General features: G+C 32.4%; 24 protein-coding genes and 1 pseudogene. 14 read left to right on the top strand and 11 right to left on the bottom strand.

Going from position 1 to position 22,367, the window contains the following annotated elements; genetic code table 11:
• The first annotated feature begins 33 nt into the window (after positions 1-33).
• From H600_RS0114470 to H600_RS0114460, 3 genes and pseudogenes are all read left to right on the top strand, one after another.
• Positions 34-885 (top strand): aldose 1-epimerase family protein, encoded by an 852-nt coding sequence (locus tag H600_RS0114470; RefSeq protein ID WP_026729462.1) that lies wholly within the window; start codon positions 34-36, stop codon positions 883-885.
• A 1-nt stretch (position 886) separates the two neighbouring features.
• Positions 887-1,458, top strand: a pseudogene (locus H600_RS22135) (GNAT family N-acetyltransferase).
• Positions 1,459-1,574: 116 nt separating this feature from the next.
• Positions 1,575-2,126, top strand: coding sequence for a DUF3575 domain-containing protein (locus H600_RS0114460; RefSeq protein ID WP_026729461.1), 552 nt, complete (start codon positions 1,575-1,577; stop codon positions 2,124-2,126).
• A gap of 3 nt (positions 2,127-2,129) precedes the next feature.
• On the opposite strand, the gene H600_RS0114455 is transcribed toward H600_RS0114460, so the two are convergent.
• A complete protein-coding gene (locus H600_RS0114455; RefSeq protein ID WP_026729460.1) occupies positions 2,130-2,354 on the bottom strand; it encodes a VF530 family protein in 225 nt (74 codons plus the stop codon).
• 108 nt (positions 2,355-2,462) lie between these two features.
• On the bottom strand, positions 2,463-3,119 hold the full coding sequence (locus H600_RS0114450) for an outer membrane beta-barrel protein (protein WP_026729459.1): 657 nt from the start codon (positions 3,117-3,119) through the stop codon (positions 2,463-2,465).
• A gap of 139 nt (positions 3,120-3,258) precedes the next feature.
• Here H600_RS0114450 and smpB point away from each other — a divergent pair, with 139 nt between their 5' ends.
• The 3 genes from smpB to H600_RS0114435 all read left to right on the top strand — a co-directional run bounded on the left by smpB (position 3,259) and on the right by H600_RS0114435 (position 5,525).
• On the top strand, positions 3,259-3,714 hold the full coding sequence (smpB, locus tag H600_RS0114445; RefSeq protein WP_026729458.1) for an SsrA-binding protein SmpB: 456 nt from the start codon (positions 3,259-3,261) through the stop codon (positions 3,712-3,714).
• A gap of 80 nt (positions 3,715-3,794) precedes the next feature.
• A complete protein-coding gene (locus H600_RS0114440; protein WP_026729457.1) occupies positions 3,795-4,433 on the top strand; it encodes a hypothetical protein in 639 nt (212 codons plus the stop codon).
• Positions 4,434-4,517: 84 nt separating this feature from the next.
• Complete coding sequence (locus H600_RS0114435) at positions 4,518-5,525, top strand: helix-turn-helix domain-containing protein (protein WP_026729456.1); 1,008 nt, start codon at positions 4,518-4,520, stop codon at positions 5,523-5,525.
• 26 nt (positions 5,526-5,551) lie between these two features.
• Here the strand turns inward: H600_RS0114435 and H600_RS0114430 are convergent, their stop codons facing one another.
• On the bottom strand, positions 5,552-6,193 hold the full coding sequence (locus H600_RS0114430; protein WP_026729455.1) for a protein-L-isoaspartate(D-aspartate) O-methyltransferase: 642 nt from the start codon (positions 6,191-6,193) through the stop codon (positions 5,552-5,554).
• 211 nt (positions 6,194-6,404) lie between these two features.
• Here H600_RS0114430 and H600_RS0114425 point away from each other — a divergent pair, with 211 nt between their 5' ends.
• From H600_RS0114425 to H600_RS0114390, 8 genes are all read left to right on the top strand, one after another.
• A complete protein-coding gene (locus tag H600_RS0114425) occupies positions 6,405-7,370 on the top strand; it encodes a Gfo/Idh/MocA family protein (protein WP_026729454.1) in 966 nt (321 codons plus the stop codon).
• A 91-nt stretch (positions 7,371-7,461) separates the two neighbouring features.
• Complete coding sequence (locus tag H600_RS0114420; RefSeq protein ID WP_026729453.1) at positions 7,462-8,349, top strand: 3-hydroxyacyl-CoA dehydrogenase family protein; 888 nt, start codon at positions 7,462-7,464, stop codon at positions 8,347-8,349.
• Positions 8,350-8,361: 12 nt separating this feature from the next.
• Entirely contained in the window at positions 8,362-8,883 is a 522-nt protein-coding gene (locus H600_RS0114415) for a hypothetical protein (RefSeq protein ID WP_026729452.1), read from the top strand.
• Positions 8,874-9,527, top strand: coding sequence for a YggS family pyridoxal phosphate-dependent enzyme (locus H600_RS0114410; protein WP_026729451.1), 654 nt, complete (start codon positions 8,874-8,876; stop codon positions 9,525-9,527). Before H600_RS0114415 ends, H600_RS0114410 begins: the two co-directional genes overlap by 10 nt.
• Before the next feature lie 65 nt (positions 9,528-9,592).
• A complete protein-coding gene (locus H600_RS0114405; RefSeq protein ID WP_026729450.1) occupies positions 9,593-10,954 on the top strand; it encodes an exonuclease domain-containing protein in 1,362 nt (453 codons plus the stop codon).
• Between the two features lie 29 nt (positions 10,955-10,983).
• Entirely contained in the window at positions 10,984-11,823 is an 840-nt protein-coding gene (locus H600_RS0114400; protein ID WP_026729449.1) for an ion transporter, read from the top strand.
• 152 nt (positions 11,824-11,975) lie between these two features.
• Entirely contained in the window at positions 11,976-12,896 is a 921-nt protein-coding gene (miaA, locus tag H600_RS0114395) for a tRNA (adenosine(37)-N6)-dimethylallyltransferase MiaA (protein ID WP_026729448.1), read from the top strand.
• Between the two features lie 56 nt (positions 12,897-12,952).
• Complete coding sequence (locus H600_RS0114390) at positions 12,953-13,699, top strand: acyl-[acyl-carrier-protein] thioesterase (RefSeq protein WP_026729447.1); 747 nt, start codon at positions 12,953-12,955, stop codon at positions 13,697-13,699.
• A gap of 148 nt (positions 13,700-13,847) precedes the next feature.
• Here the strand turns inward: H600_RS0114390 and H600_RS0114385 are convergent, their stop codons facing one another.
• From H600_RS0114385 to fabV, 8 genes are all read right to left on the bottom strand, one after another.
• Positions 13,848-14,381: a hypothetical protein gene (locus H600_RS0114385; RefSeq protein ID WP_026729446.1), complete on the bottom strand. Its 534-nt coding sequence runs from the start codon at positions 14,379-14,381 to the stop codon at positions 13,848-13,850.
• Positions 14,368-15,057: a peptide chain release factor H gene (gene prfH, locus H600_RS0114380; RefSeq protein ID WP_026729445.1), complete on the bottom strand. Its 690-nt coding sequence runs from the start codon at positions 15,055-15,057 to the stop codon at positions 14,368-14,370. Before prfH ends, H600_RS0114385 begins: the two co-directional genes overlap by 14 nt.
• A 14-nt stretch (positions 15,058-15,071) precedes the next feature.
• Positions 15,072-16,463: an RtcB family protein gene (locus H600_RS0114375; RefSeq protein ID WP_026729444.1), complete on the bottom strand. Its 1,392-nt coding sequence runs from the start codon at positions 16,461-16,463 to the stop codon at positions 15,072-15,074.
• A gap of 548 nt (positions 16,464-17,011) precedes the next feature.
• Complete coding sequence (locus H600_RS0114370; RefSeq protein WP_026729443.1) at positions 17,012-17,728, bottom strand: response regulator transcription factor; 717 nt, start codon at positions 17,726-17,728, stop codon at positions 17,012-17,014.
• A gap of 3 nt (positions 17,729-17,731) precedes the next feature.
• Entirely contained in the window at positions 17,732-19,318 is a 1,587-nt protein-coding gene (locus H600_RS0114365) for a sensor histidine kinase (protein ID WP_026729442.1), read from the bottom strand.
• Positions 19,319-19,377: 59 nt separating this feature from the next.
• Complete coding sequence (gene coaE / locus H600_RS0114360) at positions 19,378-19,974, bottom strand: dephospho-CoA kinase (protein ID WP_026729441.1); 597 nt, start codon at positions 19,972-19,974, stop codon at positions 19,378-19,380.
• 1 nt (position 19,975) lies between these two features.
• Complete coding sequence (locus H600_RS0114355; RefSeq protein ID WP_026729440.1) at positions 19,976-20,974, bottom strand: glycosyltransferase family 2 protein; 999 nt, start codon at positions 20,972-20,974, stop codon at positions 19,976-19,978.
• A gap of 125 nt (positions 20,975-21,099) precedes the next feature.
• Positions 21,100-22,290, bottom strand: coding sequence for an enoyl-ACP reductase FabV (gene fabV, locus H600_RS0114350; protein WP_026729439.1), 1,191 nt, complete (start codon positions 22,288-22,290; stop codon positions 21,100-21,102).
• Between the last annotated feature and the right edge of the window lie 77 nt (positions 22,291-22,367).

The raw sequence follows: 22,367 nt of genomic DNA, 5'->3' as shown, positions 1-22,367 counted from the left end.
AGCATTAAAATCAACTATTAGAATTCTATTATTTTGAATACAACTATATCAAATTCAGTATTAACCGCTTCAATAAAACATGCTGGAGCCGAATTATTTTCATTAAAAAACAATCAAGACAAAGAATTTATTTGGGACGGAAACCCAGATTTCTGGAGCAAGCATTCCCCTATTCTTTTCCCGATTGTTGGTACATTGAAAAACAATACTTATACAATTAATGAAAAAGAATATCAATTGCCAAGACATGGTTTTGCAAGAGATATGGAATTTCAACTGATTGAAAAAACAGGAAACAGCGCGGTTTTTTCATTAGAGTCAAATGCAGAAACTTTGAAAAAGTATCCCTTTGAATTTGAGTTGCAACTTATTTACACCCTAGAAAACACTTCTTTAAAAATAGAATATATCGTTATTAATAAAGGAGAAAGTAAAATGCCTTTTTCTATAGGTGCACATCCTGCGATTGCGCTTCGTGAAAATTTCGAAAATTATGCTTTTAAATTTGAAAAAGAAGAGCCATTGAAATTCAACCTTTTGGAAAATGATTTGATTTCTAATAAAACCGAAACTTTAAAAACCATTAACAATGTTGTTCCTTTAAATTATAAACTTTTTGAAAACGACGCTATTGTTTTCAAAACATTGGAATCAAATTCATTGATAATACTTGAAAACTCAAAACCATATATTCAAGTTGATTTTGAAGATTTCCCAAGTTTAGGAATCTGGACCAAAAACCAAGCTCCATTTGTTTGTATTGAACCATGGTTTGGCTATTCAGACACAGCCGGCAATTCCGGAAATTTATTCGAAAAAGAAGGTGTTATTATTCTAGAAATAGATCAAAATTTTCATTCCCAATTTAGTATAAAAATTTTATAAAATGTTAGATTTCAACTTTCATCCATTTCCAACAATCGAAACAGATCGTTTGCTTTTAAGAAGAATTACAAACGAGGATGTCAATGAAGTTTTTGAATTGCGTTCGAATCCAGAAACTATGAAATATATCCCGCGTCCATTAGTAAAAAATAATGAAGATGCTCTGGCTCATATTGCTATGATTGATGAAAAAATCGAAACAAATACTGGCATAAACTGAACTGGGGAATCACTTTAAAAGGCAATCCAAAACTTCTTGGGATTATTGGCTACTATCGTCTGCAACCAGAAAATTACCGCGCCGAAATAGGCTATATGCTTTTACCACAATTTCATGGGAAAGGAATAATACCAGAGGCTGTAAGAAGATTAATCACTTATGGATTTGATGATCTAAAGTTACATTCAATTGAAGCTGTTATTGATCCTGAAAATCTTGCATCAGAAAAAGTACTTCAAAAGTGTGGATTTGTTAAAGAAGCTCATTTTAAAGAATCTGATTTTTATGAAGGGCGTTTTCTAGACAAGGTAATATATTCATTACTAGATAAATATAATCCTGTGAATTTCTGACTAAAAAATAATATTTGTTAAAACAAATATTATTAATCTAAAAAATGCGTTTATAAGCTATATTTGCACGCGAAATAAAAGCCGTTTTAAACATTATTTCGTTCAAAAACATTTCTATGAAAAAAATATTCTTATTAGCCCTTATCTTCTTTTCAATTCAATCTCAAAGCCAAACTTTTATTAAATTCAATGGAGCTACAGCGCTCTTTGCTATTCCAAACGTTGGTGTTGAAACCAGTATAGGAGAAAAAACAACTTTTAGCGTTGATGTCATGGCGTCTTTTTGGAAGTCATTCAACGGCCATAGTCCTATGGAATTTTATACTTTGACTCCTGAAATCCGTTATCATTTTAAAGAAAAATATAATGGGTTTTACATTGGCGGACATGTTGGACCAGACATTTATAGAATTCAAAAATGGACTTATTGGGAAAGTAATTATTATGAACATGGATTTGGCTATCGTCTTGGAGCGACTGTTGGCTACAACATCAAACTCAGTGATAAATTTTTATTGGATGTTTTCGTTGGTGGCGGATGGCACCAAGGTTTTTATCATGGTTATTATAATGACACCCCTGGAAGATATGACAAAGCCAAAGACTGGAACAAAAGCGGCGAATGGCTTCCATACAGAGGAGGCGTAATGATTTCTTACAAATTATAAGCATCAACTAAATTTAGGAATTGACTTGATATAGAGTTCTTCCACTTTTTTACGAGCCCAATCTGTTTTTCTTAAAAAAGTAAGTGAAGATTTTACACTCGGATTTGAATTAAAACATTTGATAGGTATTAATTCCCCGAGAGTATCAAAACCATAGTAATCGACCAAAGTCTCTACAATTTTTTGAAGTGTAATTCCGTGTAAAGGATCTTTTGATTTATTTTCCATTTTATGCTTTTTTTAAAATTATATCAAAAAGACCGTACTCTAAGAAAGTACGGTCTTTTTTTTGTAAAATTACTAAAAGAATTTCACGATATTCAAACAAAGAATAAATTAGAATATAAATTTGAATCCTACAGAAATTGGGGTTGTTAAGTTTGGAGCACTTCCGCCTAATGCTGTATTGTAATAAGAATCAACATTAGCTACATGAGCTAATCCAAAATTTGTAACTGTTGTTTTTTCTCCATTCTCTGGCTTTAGAGTTGTAGAAGTAAAGTTTGCTAAATCATAAGAGAACTCTACAGAAAAATTCTTTGTTACAAAATAATCAAAGCCACCAGAGACAGACAAGCCAACTTGATTTACTTTTAAGTTGCTTTCTTTTTCCTTTCCCGTAATAACTGGTATTGCCGCTTGTCCAAAGAAATATAAAGAACCAGCTACATTCCAATATTTTCTTGCTAATGGCTGAATAACAATTAAATTTGTATTTCCTAATGTTCTAAGATCTGGGCTAACTTGGTCGTAACCTTCAGATTTAATATTTATATAACCTATTCCCGCGCCTACTGCCACAGAAGGTGTAACAAATGTTCCTACAATTGGAAGCACCGAAAGATTAGTAGCTTTTACTTCTCCAGTCTTAGACTGCTGATAACCAAATTGAGAAGTAGCAAACCAAGCCCCTTTTAGTCCTTGTGACGAATCCTGCGCGTGAGCAGCAAATCCAATAAATGCAATACTAACTAATGTAATAATCTTTTTCATTTTGAGTTTGTTTTAAATTATGGAACAAACTTAACTGTAAGCTTTTTCTTTAAAAATGATTAAAATCATAGATTAAAAAAAATCTTTAATTTTCTTATACAGCATTAAAGTTTTTTAATTTTGTTTTACATTTGCAGTTATGATAAAATCAGTCAATATTTTAAATAAAAGAGCTCGTTTTGATTACGAAATAATAGATACTTATACTGCAGGAATCGTTTTGGCAGGTACCGAAATCAAATCAATACGTTTAGGCAAAGCAAATATCACAGAGAGTTTTTGCGAATTCAGCGGTATGGAGCTTTTTGCCATCAATACCTATATTGAAGAATATTCTTTTGGAAATCAGTTCAATCACAAATCAAGAAGTGAGCGAAAATTGCTTCTCAATAAAAAGGAATTAAAAACGCTTCATAAAAGTGTTCAGGCAAAAGGACTAACTATTGTACCGCTAAAACTGTTTACCAACGAAAAAGGATTGGCAAAACTGCAAATAGGCCTTTGTAAAGGAAAGAAAAACTACGACAAACGCGAATCTCTAAAAGAACAAGATACAAAACGCGATTTGGACAGAATCAAAAAAGCATACAACTAACGCTTTTTTAATTTTCTCAAAGTGATGCATTTATAAATATTTTATCGTTATTTTTACTACAAACAATATAACCGTAAAATATGAAAAAGTACCTACTTATGTTAACCGCCGTGCTGTCTCTCTCAGGTTGTGGCAGCAATACTTCTATCGTAAATAGCTGGAGAGATCCAGACGTAACCGTTACACAGGAACAATTTAAAAAAGTTTTGGTCGTTGCTTTAGTTAAAGACGAGGCTTCGAGAAGAATCACTGAAAACAGAATTGCATCAAGCAATCCGATTTTCAAAACCTCGTACCAATATTTAAATGCTACTTCGCAATTAACGCAAGAACAAAAGTTAAAGATTTTGCAAGATGAAAACTTTGATGGCGTGGTTACAATGCGTTTAGTCAGCAAAGAGAAAGAAGTTAATTACGTTCCAGGTAGCTATACAGGAATGTATTATGGAGGATTTGACGGAATGTATAGTGGTGTGTATGGATATGGCTTTGGTAATTGGTACGGCATGTATTCTCCTTATTTTTATGATCCAGGATACTATCAGGAAACAACATCATATATGGTTGAGACAAATATTTTTTCATTGAAACAGAATAAATTAATCTGGACAGGAACTACAGAGTCACAATATGTTACAGATTTAGGACAGACGGTAGATGCAATCATGCAAGCTGTCGTTAAAGAAATGAGAAAAGATGGTTCACTTCCTCCGAAATAAAATATCACAAGCAGTATTCAAAAATACTGCTTTTCTTTTCTTTAAAAATTTGACTAATTTTGTCAAGACTATTTTTTTCATATTATGAAATCGCTTTTAAAAAATGCCAGAGAACAAAAAGGTTTAAAAACCCGTGAACTAGCACAACTTGCCGGCATCGATCAGGCTTTAATAAGCAAATTTGAATCTGGAACTAGAAAACCAACCAAAGATCAAATCATTAAATTATCACACCTTTTAGAAATTGATTATGAAACTTTAATGGTGGCCTGGCTTAAAGAAAAAATTCTTTATGAAATTGGCGATGATGAATTTGCTTTAAAGGCTTTGCTTCTTGCTGAACAAGAAATCCAAAGGAATAAAAAAGAAATTGACTCTTTCATAATATCTTCTAATCAAATTATTTTAGATGAGATAGAAATATTAAAAAATCAACTTCAATCCTTTAATCATTTTGAATTACGCCAAATTTCTAAAACATTAGAATTGGAGTTTATCTTTAAAAGCATTCATACAAATGGAAATTCCCTAACATTAGATGAAACAAAATCAGTTATTAATGACGGAATTACCATTTCAGGAAAAAGTATGCAAGAGCATCTCGAAGCAATCAATTTTCAAGAGATTTCTGCTTATATAAAAGATTTAAGCCAAAAGAAAACAAATTTAAGTGAAAAAGAATTTTTCACAATCCATAATTTAATTTTCAAAGGAATTCAATCTGAAAACGCTGGAAAATACAAAAACGACCCAATGATTGTACGCGAAATGAATTTACTTTTTAATTGGTATGAAACGCATAAAAACAATCTCAACCCAATAATTCTGGCATCTGAAGTATATCTAAAAATCTTAGACATTAATCCTTTTGAAAAAGGCAATCTACAAATAGCAAACATAATAATGAATTGGATCTTCCTTCAAAACAATTATGTGTACGCATTAGCTCAGACTGGTAAAAATAATAATCTTGAATACTTTTCAGTTTTAGATGAATATAAAACAAAAAACGACAAGTCAGTTTTTATTAATTATATCCTTAAAATCGAAAAAGAAAATCTTACGCATGCAATAGAATTGAACACAAAATAAATGCCCGTATAGACGGGCTTTCTTATTTAATTTTTATCTTCTAACAAAGGAACAAATCGAAACTCTCCAAACTCATGTTTTTCAAATTGCGTTTCATTCTTTCTAATTAGTAAAGTCATAATCTGAACATCTTCCCCCAACGGAATAACCAATCTTCCACCTATTTTTAATTGTGCCATCAATGGCTGTGGAATAAAAGGTGCACCTGCCGTAACTATAATACTGTCAAAGGGAGCGAAATTTGGCAATCCTTTATAACCATCTCCAAAAGTAACATGCTTTGGGCGAATGTTTAATTTCGGGAATAAATTTGATGTCGTTTTAAATAATTCACTTTGCCTTTCAACTGTATATACTTTAGCTCCAAGCATAAACAAAACAGCTGTCTGATAACCAGAACCTGTACCTATTTCCAGAACTTTATGATCTTTCTTCACTTCAAGCAATTGCGACTGAAAAGCTACTGTATAAGGTTGTGAAATAGTCTGCCCAGCCCCAATAGGAAATGCTTTGTCCTGATAGGCAAAATCTTCAAAACTTGAATTTAAAAAAAGGTGTCTCGGGATTTTTTTTATCGCTTCTAAAACCGCTCTATCAGTAATTCCTTTTTGCTCTAAAGTAGTTACTAATTGATTACGAAGTCCTTGATGTTTGGCAGTGTCTTTCAAAATGGATTGGTTTTATTTTCGCAAAAATAAGAAAGAAAACAGGATTTCAAATATTGATTTTTAAATATTAAATTAATAAAGCTGAAAGTCAAAAATCGAAAGGCAAAAATGACAGGGCATAATTTATAATTCATAATTCACAACTCACAATTACCTAAATTCATTTTTACTTTCAACAAATAAATTCTATTTTTGTTTAAAATACATTCTCATGTTAAAAGTAGGAGTTTTAGGTGCTGGTCATCTTGGTAAAATACATTTACGCTTATTACAACAATCTGACAAATACGAATTAGTTGGATTTTACGATGAAAATCAAGAAAATGCCGAAAGAATCTCAAAAGAGTTTGGCTATAAAAACTTCAGCACAATTGCAAAACTCATTCACGCTGTCGACGTGATTGACATTGTAACTCCAACACTTTCACACTATAAATGTGCAAAGGTTGCAATCAAATCTGGAAAACATATTTTTATTGAAAAACCAATCTCCAATACTGTAGAAGAGGCTGAAGAAATCATTGCTTTGGCCAAAGAATACAATGTAAAAGGACAAGTGGGTCACGTAGAGCGCTTTAATCCCGCTTTTATTGCTACTAAAAACATGATCGAAAATCCGATGTTTATAGAAACACATCGTTTAGCCGAATTTAATCCGCGTGGTACTGATGTTCCTGTGGTTTTAGATTTAATGATTCATGATATTGATGCTATTTTGAGTGTTGTAAAATCAAAAGTAAAAGATATTCATGCCAGCGGTGTATCTGTAATTAGTGATACTCCGGATATTGCCAATGCAAGAATTGAATTCGAAAACGGCTGTGTTGCCAATTTAACGGCAAGTAGAATTTCGTTGAAAAACATGCGTAAATCACGTTTCTTTCAAAAAGACGCTTATATCTCAGTTGACTTTTTAGAAAAGAAATGCGAAGTAGTTCGTATGAAAGACGCGCCAGAAGTTCCTGGAGATTTTGATATGATTCTTCAAAATGCCGAAGGTGTAAAGAAACAAATCTATTTCACCAATCCGGATGTTGAACAAAACAACGCTATCTTGGACGAATTAGAATCTTTTGCACATGCAATCAATACAGATACAACTCCGGTTGTAACACTTGAGCAGGCGACAGATGCATTGCGTGTAGCTTATCAAATTATTGATTGTTTCAATAAATAATTTAAAACGAAATTAAAACATAATTAGCCACGCAATTCACATCAAACTTGTGAATTCGTGGCTAAAATCATAAATATAACATCACATTAAAATGAAAACAATAGCAGTAATTGGTGCAGGAACAATGGGTAACGGGATTGCACATACTTTTGCGCAAAGCGGATTTACGGTAAAATTAATTGACGTTTCTGAAAAATCATTAGATAAAGGAATGGCAACTATTGCAGCCAATCTTGATCGAATGTTATCTAAAGGAACTATTACTCAAGAAGATGTTGCTAAAACAATTACCAATATCATTACTTATACTGATATTAAAGACGGTGTTGTTGGTGTTGATTTGGTTGTAGAAGCAGCAACTGAAAATGTAGAATTAAAACTGAACATTTTCAAACAATTGAATGAATATTGCTCTCATAATACCATTCTAGCAACCAATACTTCTTCTATTTCAATTACACAAATCGGAGCTGTTGTAGCACATCCTGAACGCGTTATCGGAATGCATTTTATGAATCCGGTGCCAATTATGAAATTGGTAGAAATCATCCGCGGATACAATACAAGTGACGAAGTAACAAAAATCATCATGGATTTATCTGAAAAATTAGGTAAAGTTCCTGTTGAAGTAAACGATTATCCAGGTTTCGTGGCAAACAGAATTTTAATGCCAATGCTAAACGAGGCAATCGAAACGTTATACAATGGTGTTGCTGGAGTTTACGAAATTGACACGGTAATGAAATTAGGAATGGGACATCCAATGGGACCGCTTCAATTAGCTGATTTTATTGGTCTTGATGTTTGCCTTGCTATTTTAAATGTAATGTACGAAGGTTTCAAAAATCCAAAATACGCTCCTTGCCCTTTATTAGTAAATATGGTTAGAGCTGGAAAATTGGGAGTAAAATCTGGTGAAGGTTTTTATGATTACAGCGAAAGCAAAAAAGCAGAGAAAATCTCAAAGCAGTTTGTTTAAGAATTTTTAAATATGATAACATTTGAGAGTGAATATATAAATTTCAATCAGCGTCTTTTTACTTTAAGAAATTTATCATTCTTTATTGAATTTATTATTTATTCATCTCTAATTATATTTTTTAATCTTTCAAAATTTTACACAATAATAATTGAGTTATTTCTTTTGGCAATCTGTTGCTTTATCATCATTAGCAGGAGTAAAATTAATATTGATTTAATAACCTTTCAGGAAAATAGAATTATTTTAAATGGTGAAACATTTAATACAAAATGGATAAAATCAATAGATATAAAAGAAACTTATATTCAGATAAAGAGTATTGGCTCGCGAGAAGGATTACGTGGTGCGGTTTTTTATCTAGAAATAAAAAACAAAAACGATAATTACATCATAAATGCATTCGAAACCTATTCTGACGAAGGAATAATAGAGATTTTTAGTGAGTTTAAGAAGTTCAAAGACGAAAAAATTATCATTGACGAAAAATTGATAATATTGAGAATTCAAGAAAAAATAGAAAAATGTCAATAGCATCAAACTTAAATACAATTAAAGAAACTTTACCTGAACACGTAACTCTAGTTGCCGTTTCAAAAACAAAACCTGTTTCAGACTTGATGCAGGCTTATGAAGCGGGTCAACGCATTTTTGGAGAAAACAAAATTCAGGAAATGACAGAGAAATGGGAACAAATGCCAAAAGATATACAATGGCATATGATTGGTCATGTTCAGTCGAATAAAGTCAAATTTATGGCGCCGTATGTCACTTTGATTCACGGAGTTGACAGTTTGAAATTATTACAGGAAATCAATAAACAAGCTTTAAAAAACAATAGAACAATAGATTGTCTTCTTCAAATTTATATTGCAGAAGAAGAATCTAAGTTTGGTTTAGACGAAAAAGAATTAAACGAACTTTTAACTTCTGTCGAGTTCAATGAATTGAAAAATATTCGTATCTTGGGTTTAATGGGAATGGCGACTTTCACAGAAAACCAAAACCAGATTAAAAAAGAATTTACACATTTAAAATCTATTTTTGATTCCATCCAAAAACTGCAAATTGTTGACTTGAAAACAATTTCAATGGGAATGTCTGGAGATTATCAATTAGCTATAGAATGCGGAAGCACAATGGTAAGAATTGGAAGCAGCATTTTTGGAGGACGCTAATAATTGTAGATTAAAGATTGTAGATTTACTGAAATACTATAAAAACTGAACACTGATTACTGAATTTGTACGCGATATTAGACATAGAAACCACTGGAGGACAATTTAATGAAGAGGGAATTACTGAAATCGCCATCTACAAATTTGATGGGCATGAAGTAGTTGATCAATTCATTAGTCTTGTTAATCCCGAAATTCCGATTCAGCCGTTTGTAGTAAAACTGACGGGAATCAACAATGCTATGCTACAATCGGCACCAAAATTCTATGAAGTTGCCAAACGTATTATCGAAATTACTTCAGATTGCGTAATTGTTGCACACAATGCTTCTTTTGATTACAGAATCCTTCGCACAGAATTTCGCCGTTTAGGATATGATTTCGAAGCCAAAACACTATGTACGGTTGAATTGGCAAAAAAACTAATTCCAGAACAACCTTCTTATAGTTTAGGAAAACTAGTTCGCTCACTTGGAATCCCAATGGCAGACAGACATCGAGCAAGCGGAGACGCTATGGCAACGATAAAGTTGTTCAAAATGCTTTTGGAAAAAGACGTTGAAAAAACAATCGTCAAAGATTTCATAAAATTAGAAATCGAAAAAGGAATTGCACCAAAATTCTTGGATCTTTTAAGTCAAATGCCAACCAAAACTGGTGTCTATTATATTTATAATGAAGCCGGTACTTTGATTTATATTGGCAAAAGCCAAAATATCAAAAAAAGAGTCAATCAGCATTTTACGGGAGTTACAACCAAAAGCAAAAGAATTCAAGCTGAAGTTTTTACCATTACTTACGACGAAACAGGAAGCGAACTAATTGCACTCTTAAAAGAAAGTCAGGAAGTTAAAATCAATCGCCCAAGATACAATCGCTCGCAAAAGAAAACCTTTTTTCCATTTGCTCTTTATTCAGAAAAAGATTCGAACGGCTATATAACTTTAAAACTTGAAAAAGCAGATGGGCGCAAAAAAGAAATAACGTCTTTTGTTTCTTTACAAGAAGGGAAAAATGCGCTTTTCAAATTCACGGCAAAATATCATTTATGCCAAAAACTAACTGGTTTATATATCACCAAAAAAGACTGTTTTCAATATAAAATAAAAGAATGCGATGGCGCTTGCATTGGTGAAGTTTCTCCAGAAACTTACAACTTAAGAGTACAACAGTTTATTTCTGAAAACAGTTTCGAAAATAAAAGCATGATCATAATCGATAGAGGCCGAAATGTAAACGAAAGAAGCGCTATCTTAATTGAAGAAGGAACCTACAAAGGCTATGCATATTATGATTTAAATTACCAAATCACTAATATTGACATCCTCAAAAACATTTTGATCCCAATGCAACACAACCGCGATGTAAAAAACATTATTCAAAGTTACATCCGCAAAAGCAAGTCATTAAAAATAATGCATTTTTAACAAAGCAAAACTTTGATTATCTTTAAGATATGAAAAAGCAAAAATCACGATACGAAATCTTTAGAGAAAAAGTCAAAATCATCCTGTATGGCACAGATACCATTTTAGGAAGAATGTTCGATTTAATTCTTTTAGGTTTGATCTTGCTGAGTGTACTTTTAATAATGCTCGATACCGTTCAAGGAATCAGCTCAAAATACCATGACCAACTATTAATATGCGAATGGGTAATCACAATATTCTTCAGCATTGAATATATTCTGAGAATTATTTCTATTCAAAAACCCATAAAATATATTTTCAGCTTCTACGGAATCATCGATTTACTTGCTGTATTGCCTATGTACTTGTCGATATTTTTACCTGCGGCAAGTATTTTATCAATCGTAAGAGCGTTGCGTTTCCTTAGATTGTTCAAAATTTTGCACATTCCGCAAATCAACCATCAATCTGTACAATTAAAAGAAGCTATTGATGCAAGTAAAGAAAAAATTCTTGTTTTTATTTACTTTGTTTTAATCAGCACCATAATTATTGGCTCGATAATGTATTTAGTTGAAGCAAAAGAATCTGGTTTTACAAGTATTCCAATGGGAATTTATTGGACAATTGTAACATTAACAACCGTAGGTTACGGAGATATTTCGCCACAAACGCCGCTTGGACAATTTATAGCCGCTTTTGTTATGATTTTAGGTTACGGAATAATCGCTGTTCCAACAGGAATTGTAACTGCCGAATTTGCAAAAAGCAGTTTAAGAAACAATTCGGTAAGCGGGAAAAAAACTTGTAAGAATTGCCAATCTCAAGTCCATTTTGATAATGCCAAATATTGTTATCAATGCGGAACAGAATTGCAAAATAATTAATTTAAGAAGCTAATCCAGCTGTACATTGCAACTCCTCCTTATCTTTGTTGTTTTTTTAAGCCACAAAAGGAGCTTCTGCTAGTGGCTCTTTTATGTCAAAAAAACTAACAAACATAAGTCCGGGGTTTCCATTTCCATCTGGGCTAAAAAATATGAAGTACTTAATTACCATTGTCGGACCAACAGCTATAGGCAAAACTGCCTTAAGTATTGCTTTGGCACAATACTTTAAATGTGAAATCGTTTCTTGCGACAGCCGTCAGTTTTTTAAAGAAATGACGCTTGGAACTGCCGTTCCAAATCAAGAAGAATTAAACTCGGCCAAGCACCATTTCATTCAAAATAAATCCATTTTCGAAAATTATACTGTTGGTGATTACGAAAAAGAAGCCTTAGCCAAAATCGAAGAACTATTTCAGACCAACAATTTTGTAATTCTAATAGGCGGATCAGGATTGTATGTTGACGCCATTTTAAAAGGTTTCGACGAATTTCCGGAAATCGCTCCAGAAGTTCGTGCTGAAGTAAATTCAAACTACGAAAAACTCGGAATAGAATATCTTCAAGAACAACTCAAAAATCTCGATCCAGAATATTATCAAAAAATAACTTTAGAAAATCCGCAGACTTTACAAAATCCACAGCGAATGATGCGTTTTGTAGAAGTTTGCATTGGAGCTCAAAAACCGTATTCTTCCTTTCTAAATCAAAAGAAAAACAATAGAGACTTCACTCCAATTTTAATAGGTTTAGACGCCGACAGAGATATCATTTACAGCAGAATAAATCAGCGTGTAGACATTATGATGGATATGGGATTGTTGGAAGAAGCGAAAGCGCTTTATCCTAACAAAGCGTTAAATGCACTTCAAACGGTCGGTTATAGAGAATTATTTAGTTATTTTGACGGAGAATTCACGCTACCTTTTGCCATCGAAGAAATCAAAAAGAACACACGAAGATTCTCCAAAAGACAATTAACGTGGTTCAAAAGAAACGAAAACACCAAATGGTTTGATTACGCAACAGATAGAAAAGAAATTATAACTTACATAGAAAATCTTCTAAAGTAAAATCAAATCTTTTTTCTATAATCTTTACTCTTTTCTCTAAAAAAAAAATAAAAAAAATGCCAATATCTCCCAATTTCACATCAGTTTTAAGCAAAGACTGGGAAATTAATTTCACGCAATGCACACCAACAGGTTTTTTAAAATATACTGATTTGTGCAACATTTTACAATTAACCGCTGCGGCACATTCAGAAATTGGAGGAATTAGTTTTTATGACATGCAGGAATTTCATCAAGCATGGGTTTTAAGCCGAATGCGTGTTGAAGTCCATGCTTTGCCAAAATGGCAAGATGTTGTAACCGTAAAAACATGGATTAACAGCTTAGAAAATTCGCGTTCAGTTCGTGCGTTGGAAATGTATGTAAACGGCAAAAAAATAGTGGGTTGCGAAACATATTGGGCTGTTTTCAACACGCAAGCACGCCGCCCAGAAGCTTTGGCACTTCCTTATGAACACTTCGAATTATTCCCAGAAAATAGAGCCACAGAAGAAGGTTTTTCTAAAATAAACATCAACCACGAAAAAGAAGCTGTATTCGAAAAAACAGTTTATTTATCTGATTTGGATATTGTAAATCACGTAAACAACGTAAAATATCTAGAATGGTGCTTAGATCACGTTGATCCAAAACGAATCATGAAACAAGAAGTTAAAAGTTTCGAAATGAACTTTATGAAAGAGCTTTCTTTAAAAGATAATGTTGTCATTCACGAAAGCGAAGATGATGATCATACCACAGCAACATTCAGCATTACAAAAGGCGAAAAAACTTGTTTTGCTTTGGAGTTGCATTGGAAGTAAATCGCAATTTCTTTCCTGCAAGGTTTTCAAAACCTTGTAGGTATAATTGTTAGAATTTAAATAAAAAACCTACAAGGTTTTGAAAACCTTGCAGGAAAGTGGAATCAATAAAAAAACGATGCAAATTGCATCGTTTTTTTAATATACATCATTTCGATTTCTTTTTAGAACCTTTCTTAGATTTCTTCTCTTTCTTCTTTTTCAGCAAATCAATTTTATTTTCAATCCTCTTCTCAACATCTGAAATATCAGATTCATAATTAAATTGCAACGAATGAAGTTTAGCATTTTTAATTTCTTTTAAAGCCTTTTTAAATTCATTTTGCGCTTCTAAAAGAATAGCTTTCTTGATATAAATTTCAGATTTATTAATTCCTTTAACCGTCAAGGCAAAATCAATCAACTTTTGTGCTTCTTCGTAATCTTCATTTAAAATCAACGTTTTCAAATAATACGGATAAACTTCAAGAGCATGAATATTTATCGATAAAGCTTGCTGAAAATAAGATTTTGCTTCTTCATAATTCATTAATTGCTCTGCCTGAATTCTTCCGTACAAACACAAAACCATTGTGTTTTTATCATCATAAGAAAAAGCATAATCTAAAGATTCTATTGTTCCTTCCAACCAAAACGGATAATTATCCAAGGCTTGAAAAAGGTATTTATCAGTTGTTTTCATTTCGTAAATCGTTTTTTAATTTCTGACGAGTTCCTTTGTAGCTTTTCTCTACTTTGTTCTTTTTAAAATCGCTTCCCGTAAAAACTCTCACTGGATTTCCACGCTCTACATTGAGTTGGTTTTCCCATTGTTTTCCAACATGATTTTTAAGCTGAACTAGTTTTTCGTCTTCTAGTTTTTTTAATAATCTTTCTGTTGCCAGTTTTTTGTTTTGGTGTTGTGAACGGCTGTCCATTGCCACAACCGCAATTCCTGTTGGAATATGCGTCGCACGAATTGCCGAACTCACTTTATTCACATGCTGACCTCCTGCACCAGAACTACGCATTGCTTGATACTGAATATCATTTTCTGAAACAAATGCATTCTTTTGCGGTTCAATTTCAAAAATCCCAATAAACCAATTCTTACGCTTATGCATTTTCCTAAACTGACTCTGACCAATCCATTGAATAGTTCCAACCCAAGATTTTACAAATTGATCGGAATTTTTTCCTTTGACAGAAATCGATGCCGTTTCAATTGTTCCGTTTTCTTGGCCAGCTTCTCTTTGAAGCAAAATAGTTTCTAAATTTTGATCTTGCGCTTCTTCCAAAACTTTTTTAAGCACTTGGGCGACAACCCAAGTGCATTCTGCAGGTCCGCGACCTGCTGTTATCTGAATTATTCTTTCCATTTTTAAATCTCTTTTTAGCGATCCATTCTAACAATCTTTGGCGTAAAAGTTCCCAAAACTTCAACTAGATCAGTTTGATTTGCCATTACTTTCGTGATGTCTTTGTAAGCCATTGGCGCTTCATCAATATTTCCTCCAATCAAAGTCACGTCATGTTTCTTCAATTCTTTGTTAATCTGACTTTGTGTAAAGCTGGTTTTACATTTCGCTCTCGAAAATAAACGCCCTGCGCCATGAGAAGCCGAATTTAAACTATCCGCATTTCCTTTTCCTTTCACGATAAATCCTGGTGCAGTCATCGAGCCCGGAATAATTCCAAGCTGCCCCTCTCCTGCGGGTGTTACTCCTTTTCTGTGCACAATGCATTCCTGTCCATTTATTATTTCTTTCCATGCAAAATTGTGATGATTTTCAATCGTAACAACTACTCGCTTTCCGATTGCTTTGGCAATTCTTCTATGAATGTCATCGTGACAAGCTTTTGCATATTCTCCAGCTAAATTCATTGCCAGCCAATATTCCTGTCCATCATGCGTATTCAAGTCTAACCAAGCTAAATGCTGTACATTTTTTGGTAACGGACATTGTTTTGTTGCCAAATAAGTATAATGCTTTGCAATATTTGCTCCTAAACCACGAGAGCCACTATGCGAAAGAACTGCAAAATATTCGCCTTTTTCAAGTTTCCATTCGTTCTCAGGATTATCAATTCTAGCAATTCCGAATTCTACAAAATGATTTCCTCCGCCTGAACTTCCTAATTGTTTGTAAGCTTTTGGTAAAAGATTCTTCAGCAATGGAATATCCTGAAATTCGCTTTTATAAAACACTTCATGATCTACTCGTGAAGCGTGCGTTTCATACATTCCAAACTTCGTATTGTCTTTTAAAATAGCTTCTAGCTGATCTTCTTTTCCTTTAAAATGAGAAGCTGGCAAATCAAAAATCGACAGACTCATTCGGCATCCAATGTCAACACCAACTCCATACGGAATGACTGCATTATCAGTCGCCAAGACTCCACCAATTGGCAATCCGTAACCCGAATGCGCATCTGGCATTAAAGCTCCTGCAACTGAAATCGGCAATTTCAACGAATCATACAATTGAAATTTTGCTTGCTGATCGATTTCATCTTCACCAAAAATGGTAAAAGGTGCTCTTGTTGATTTAAGCTGATGCATTCTTACCTGAACAGGTTTAATCAACCCTTCAGCAACTTTTCCCCATGTTCCGTTTCCTTCGTATTTCTCAGGATGCAACAATACATCTTTTGCTTCTGTTAGAATAGATTCCTTTTTTTCTCTTTTTCTATATCTGTTTATCTGCCCTAAGGCGATGTTTATTGAATTGTTCTTTGGAAAACCTAACTTAATCAGGTCTTTTCCAGATAATTTATTTCCCATAAATTTTAAATTATTTTATTCTGAGCGCATCAAAAAACATCAAACTAAAGTTCAAAATGAAATAATGATACGCGGTAAATCTCATCCTATTCGGATAAATTTTAAATCTTTTTTTTTCGGGAAAATTTTGAAGTGTCTAGAATAAAAAAAGCCCGAAACTTACTGTCTTCGGGCTTTTTTTTTATATCTAAAAATGTATTTCTAAGATTGAAATAAGCCACGAAGAACTGCCTCACCAAATCCATTTGGTGTGAAGCTTTTTGATGTAGATGTAAATACAAACATTTCTCTTCGTTTTTAAAAGGTTATTATTTTTTTTCGTGAACAAAGATTCAGAATAGTTTTTTAATTTTCCAAATCTTTTTAAAGAAAATTCATCAAAATAAATTTAATCGCATCTTTTAATTTTTACAAAACAAAATACAAGGCATTCAAAATCAAAATATTAAAACTAAATATAGTTAAAAAAACAGAATTAACTTTTTTATCTTTTTTACACAAAAAAAGCTCCGATTTCTCAGAGCTTCTATTATTTTGATGTGAATTTATTATTCAGTTACCTTGCTTTTTACAACTAATCTGAATCCTTCTCCGTGAATGTTTAAAATTTCAACATCCTCATCAGCTTTTAGATATTTTCTAAGCTTAGCGATGTAAACATCCATACTTCTTGAAGTAAAATAGTTGTCATCTCTCCAGATTTTAGTTAATGCTAATTCTCTTGGCATTAAATCATTTTCATGAAGAATTAACATTTTAAGCAATTCATTCTCTTTTGGAGATAATTTGATTGGCTCCTCATCTTGGAAAGTTAAGAATCTTAATTTTGAATTTAAATGGAATTTACCAATATTAAATTCAAACTGTACTTGTTCCGCTTTATTATCAGCAGATTTTCTCTGGATAATAGCTTTTATTTTCATTAATAAAACCTCTGAATCAAAAGGTTTATTTAAATAATCGTCTGCACCAGCTTTATATCCTTTCAACACATCCTCTTTCATAGATTTTGCTGTCAAGAAAATAATTGGCACTTCACTGTTTTTCTCTCTAATTTCTTTGGCTAAAGTATAACCATCTTTATAAGGCATCATTACATCAAGAATGCATAGATCATAAACATCTTTCTTGAATTTCTCGAAACCTTCCATACCGTTTTTAGCTAAAGTAACTTCAAAGTCATTTAACATTAGATAATCTTTAAGAACTGCCCCAAAATTTAGGTCATCTTCTACTAAAAGTATTCTTTTGTTATTATTTTCCATATTTTAATTTATTAATGGTATTTTTATTATAAAGGTGCTACCTTTTCCTTTTTCGCTTTCAACATATACTTGACCATTGTGGTCTTCAACGATTCTTTTTACATACGCAAGTCCAAGACCGTGTCCTTTTACGTTATGTAAGTCTCCTGTATGTTCTCTGTAAAATTTCTCAAAAACTCGTTTTTGGGCTACCTTACTCATACCAAGACCATTATCTTTTACTTTTATCAGAATCATGTCTTTGACATTTTCTGTAAAAATTTCAATTTCTGGAGTATCTGGCGAATATTTTATTGCATTTTCCAAAATGTTTACCAAAACATTTGTGAAATGCACTTCATTTACTAAACATGTTGTTCTAGAAGCATTTAAATGTTTCACTACTGTTCCATTTCTGTCTTCTAAAATCAGATTTACGTGTTCAATCGCATCATCAATAATATCATGAATCGCCGTTGGCTCTTTTGAAATATCTAATTCTCTTTTTTCTAATTTAGAAATTCGAAGAACGTTTTCAACCTGAGCATGCATTCTTTTATTTTCATCCCTAATCATTTGAAGATATCGGTAAACCTTTTCCTTATCTTCAATAACTTTTGGACTTCTAATTGCATCAAGTGCTAAATTTATCGTTGCAATTGGAGTCTTAAACTCATGCGTCATATTATTGATGAAATCAGTTTTGATTTCAGATATATGCTTTTGACGCAACAATTGATTTAATGCACTTGTATATGCTATAATTATAATAAGCGTAAAAACAATTGACAATATTGTAATGCTTAATAATTCTGACAGCAAAAATTTCTTTTTATTCGGGAAAGTCAAAAACAATTCATATTTGCTATTTCCTTCATTATCTGTATAAATCGGCACATGATAACTTAAATCTTTATCATAATGAAAGCCGTCAGATTTTACTTTTGTCGGCAAACCACTGTTAAGAACACCAAATTCAAATTTGGTTTTTACACCATATTCTTCTAATTCTTTCTTTAAAAGCTTATAAAGTTTGTCTTTTGTAATTCTGCCTTCAATAGGAGTCAATGAGGCGATATCTTTGTATTGAATTTGTTGCTGTACTTTGTTTAAGATATCCAAACTACCTGATTTTTCTATTTTTAAATCAGGAATAATAGTTTGTCCTAAAGAATTATTATCAATATTATTGTTGTTATTATAAACTTCAGTTACACGTTTTGAACTAAAATTCTTAAATCGCTCACTACTGAATTTCTTATTGAAAAGCGACCCACTTATATCATAATCTTCAGAAGTCAGTGTATTTGAATAAACAATTGTTTTATTTGTTTTTGTATTTCTCTGAACGTATAAAACTTCAAGTAAATCTTCTTTTTTAGGAATTTTGCCAGTACTATCTTTTATTCGATTGTATTTGTCATAAAAACTATACTCTTCTTGCTGTTCAAGTTTATCAGCAACATTCCCAATTACTTGAGTAACGTGGTATTTAAATTGTTCGTCATTGTTTTTGAACGAAGAATTGAACCAAAATACTTGAACCAGAATTATCCCTATTAAGGACAAACTCATAAGCAAAACAAGTATTCTAAAAAATAATTTATTCATCGAAACAAAATTAATATTTTAACAATATACTAAATAATACATTAACCAAATATTAACATTTAAGACTGATTTTGTTTTATATTTAAAATTTTAAGAATTTTAACAACTTCTTCTCTAGCAATTTTAAGATTTACGTTATTAATAACAAAATTACTCTTGGAAATCCGATCTTCATCTTTCCATTGCATTTTCATTCTGCTTAAAACTTGCTCTCGTGTGGTATTATCTCGTTTTAAGACTCTTTCAATTCTTACTTCTTCGGGGGCGGTAACTGTGATTATACTATCACATTCCTTATATCGGCCACTTTCAAATAATATTGCGGCTTCATAAATCACGTATTCTTCATTCTTATGCAGCAAAAGCCATGATTCAAAATCTTTTTTTACTGCCGGATGCACTATTGCGTTAAGCTGTGCGAGTTTTTCTGAGTTATTGAAAACAATATCTGCCAGTTTAGCTCTATCTAAAACATTTTTTTCAAAAAGAGATTCCCCAAATATGCTTTTAATTTTCTCTATAACATTTTCATTCTGCATTACTGCCCTTGCACCATCATCGGCAATATAAACAGGTACTCCCATTTCTTTGAAAAAGTTTGCAATAGTTGTTTTGCCACTTCCTATTCCGCCTGTCAAGCCAATAACTTTTGTCATCTTATAATTTAAAAAACATTTTCGGAAAGGCTTCTTTTGGCTTCTTTTTCAAAAGAATTACTTTTACAAATGATTTTAAAAATCCCGTTCCGTAACCATAAAATTGTTTCCAAACTGCTATCACAGAGAGATATCCAATCTTAATGCTTTTATTCTGAATACTTGATGTAAGAAAAATAATAACGAAATATACAAAATATAATTGTAATAAAACATCAATGTTAAAAATTAACAATAAAAAAGCTAATAATAATCCGAACAAGAAGAATGTCGGAAAGAAAAATGTCAACTTATTATGTTCTGGATACCAACTATTTAGTATTGGCCTAGCGATTCCAAATTTATGAACCTGAATTGAAAATTTCTCCCAATCGATTCTACGTTTATGATACACATAGGCTTCGGAAAACAAACGTGTTTCAAAACCTAAATTCCATAAACGAATCGACAAGTCGGGATCTTCTCCTGGATGAATATTGCCAAAACCTTTTGATACTAGAAAAGCTTTTTTAGAGATCCCCATATTGAAACTTCTTGGTTGAAATTTGCTGATTTTTTCAGACCCTCCGCGAATACCGCCAGTTGTCAAGAATGAAGTCATTGCAAAATTAATTGCTTTCTGAATATTTGAAAAACTATCCAATGCTTTATCTGGACCTCCAAAACAATCTACATATTTTTCGTTTAATGCTTTTTTGACCTCAGTCAAATAATTTGGCGGAATGATGCAATCTGAATCAAAAATGATAAAATAATCACCGCGCGCCTTCTGCATTCCGAAATTTCTTGAATCACCCGGACCTGAATTTTCTTTAAAATAGTACGAAATATTCAATTTTCCTTGATACTTCATCACTACATCTTTGCACGGAATCGAAGAGCCGTCTTCAACAAGCACAATTTCAAAAGGTTCATTATAATCAGATTTTGCAAGACTTTCTAAAAGTTCATCAACTTCATCTGGACGATTATACACGGGTATAATTAAAGAAAAAATCATAACAGGATATGCGGTATTAGAATGGCAATTTTTTATATTTCAAAATTTTAACAAAGATAGACTATATTCATAAAAAAACCACCAACTTTTGGTTGATGGTTTTTCATTTTATATTTTCAATATTCTTATTTGATACTTTCGATATCAACTATTTCATTTGCCTCAGCTTGATAATCAACTCCAACAAATTCAAATCCGAACAAATTCAAGAAATCGTTTCTATATCCAGCTAAATCTCCAATTTCTGGCAAGCTCTCTGTTGTTGCTTCCAGCCATAATTTAGCTACTTTTTCCTGAACATCATCTCTCATTTCCCAATCATCAATTCTGATTCTTCCTTTTTCATCAACAGGAACTTCAGAACCATTGTATAATCTATCTTGGAATAAACGTTGAATTTGCTCGATACAACCTTCGTGAATACCTTCTTCTTTCATGATTTTGTAAAGAAGAGAAATATACAACGGGATTACCGGAATTGCAGAACTCGCTTGAGTCACTAATGCTTTGTTTACAGAAACATACGCTTTTCCTCCAATCGATTTCAAGCTATCAGTAATTGTAAATGCGGTAGCTTCTAGATGATCTTTTGCACGACCAATTGTTCCTTTACGGTAAACAGCTTCTGTCAATGATGGCCCAATATAAGAGTAAGCAACTGTAGTCGCTCCCTCTGAAAGTAAATTTTCTGCTTTTAGAGCATCAATCCACATTGCCCAGTCTTCTCCACCCATTACAGCAACTGTATTTTCAATATCTTCTTCGTTTGCAGGAGCGATTGAAACTTCAGAAACTTTTCCTGTATGAAAATCAACTGTTTTGTTAGTGAAAGTTTGTCCAATTGGTTTTAAAACTGAACGATGCGTAACTCCTGTGTTAGGATTTGTACGTACTGGAGAAGCTAAACTGTAGATTACAAGATCAACTTGTCCTAAATCAGCTTTAATCAAATCAAGGGTTTCTCTTTTAATTTCATTAGAAAAAGCATCTCCATTGATACTTTTTGCATATAGACCCGCTTTATGAGCTTCTTTTTCAAATGCTGCCGAATTGTACCAACCTGGTGAAGCAGTTTTTCCTTCAACTGGTGGTTTTTCAAAAAATACTCCAATCGTTGATGCATCAGATCCAAAAGCACTTGTGATTCTTGAAGCCAATCCGAAACCTGTTGAAGCTCCAATAACCAATACTTTTTTAGCACCAGCAATTGCTCCTTTTGATTTTACATATTCTATCTGATTTTTAACATTTTGCTCAGCTCCCTTTGGGTGGGCAGTCAAGCAAATAAAGCCTCTCATTCTAGGTTCTATAATCATATTTTCTTGTTTATTCGTTAATATAGCAATCCTCAATTCAGACGATTAATTAACTTATTTAGCTTTGTTTAATTCGT

Origin of the sequence: Flavobacterium denitrificans DSM 15936 (genome assembly GCF_000425445.1) — a bacterium.
GTDB classification, from domain to species: domain Bacteria; phylum Bacteroidota; class Bacteroidia; order Flavobacteriales; family Flavobacteriaceae; genus Flavobacterium; species Flavobacterium denitrificans.
Note: the sequence above shows the minus strand (reverse complement) of the source record. Positions and strands in the feature narration are given on the sequence as shown.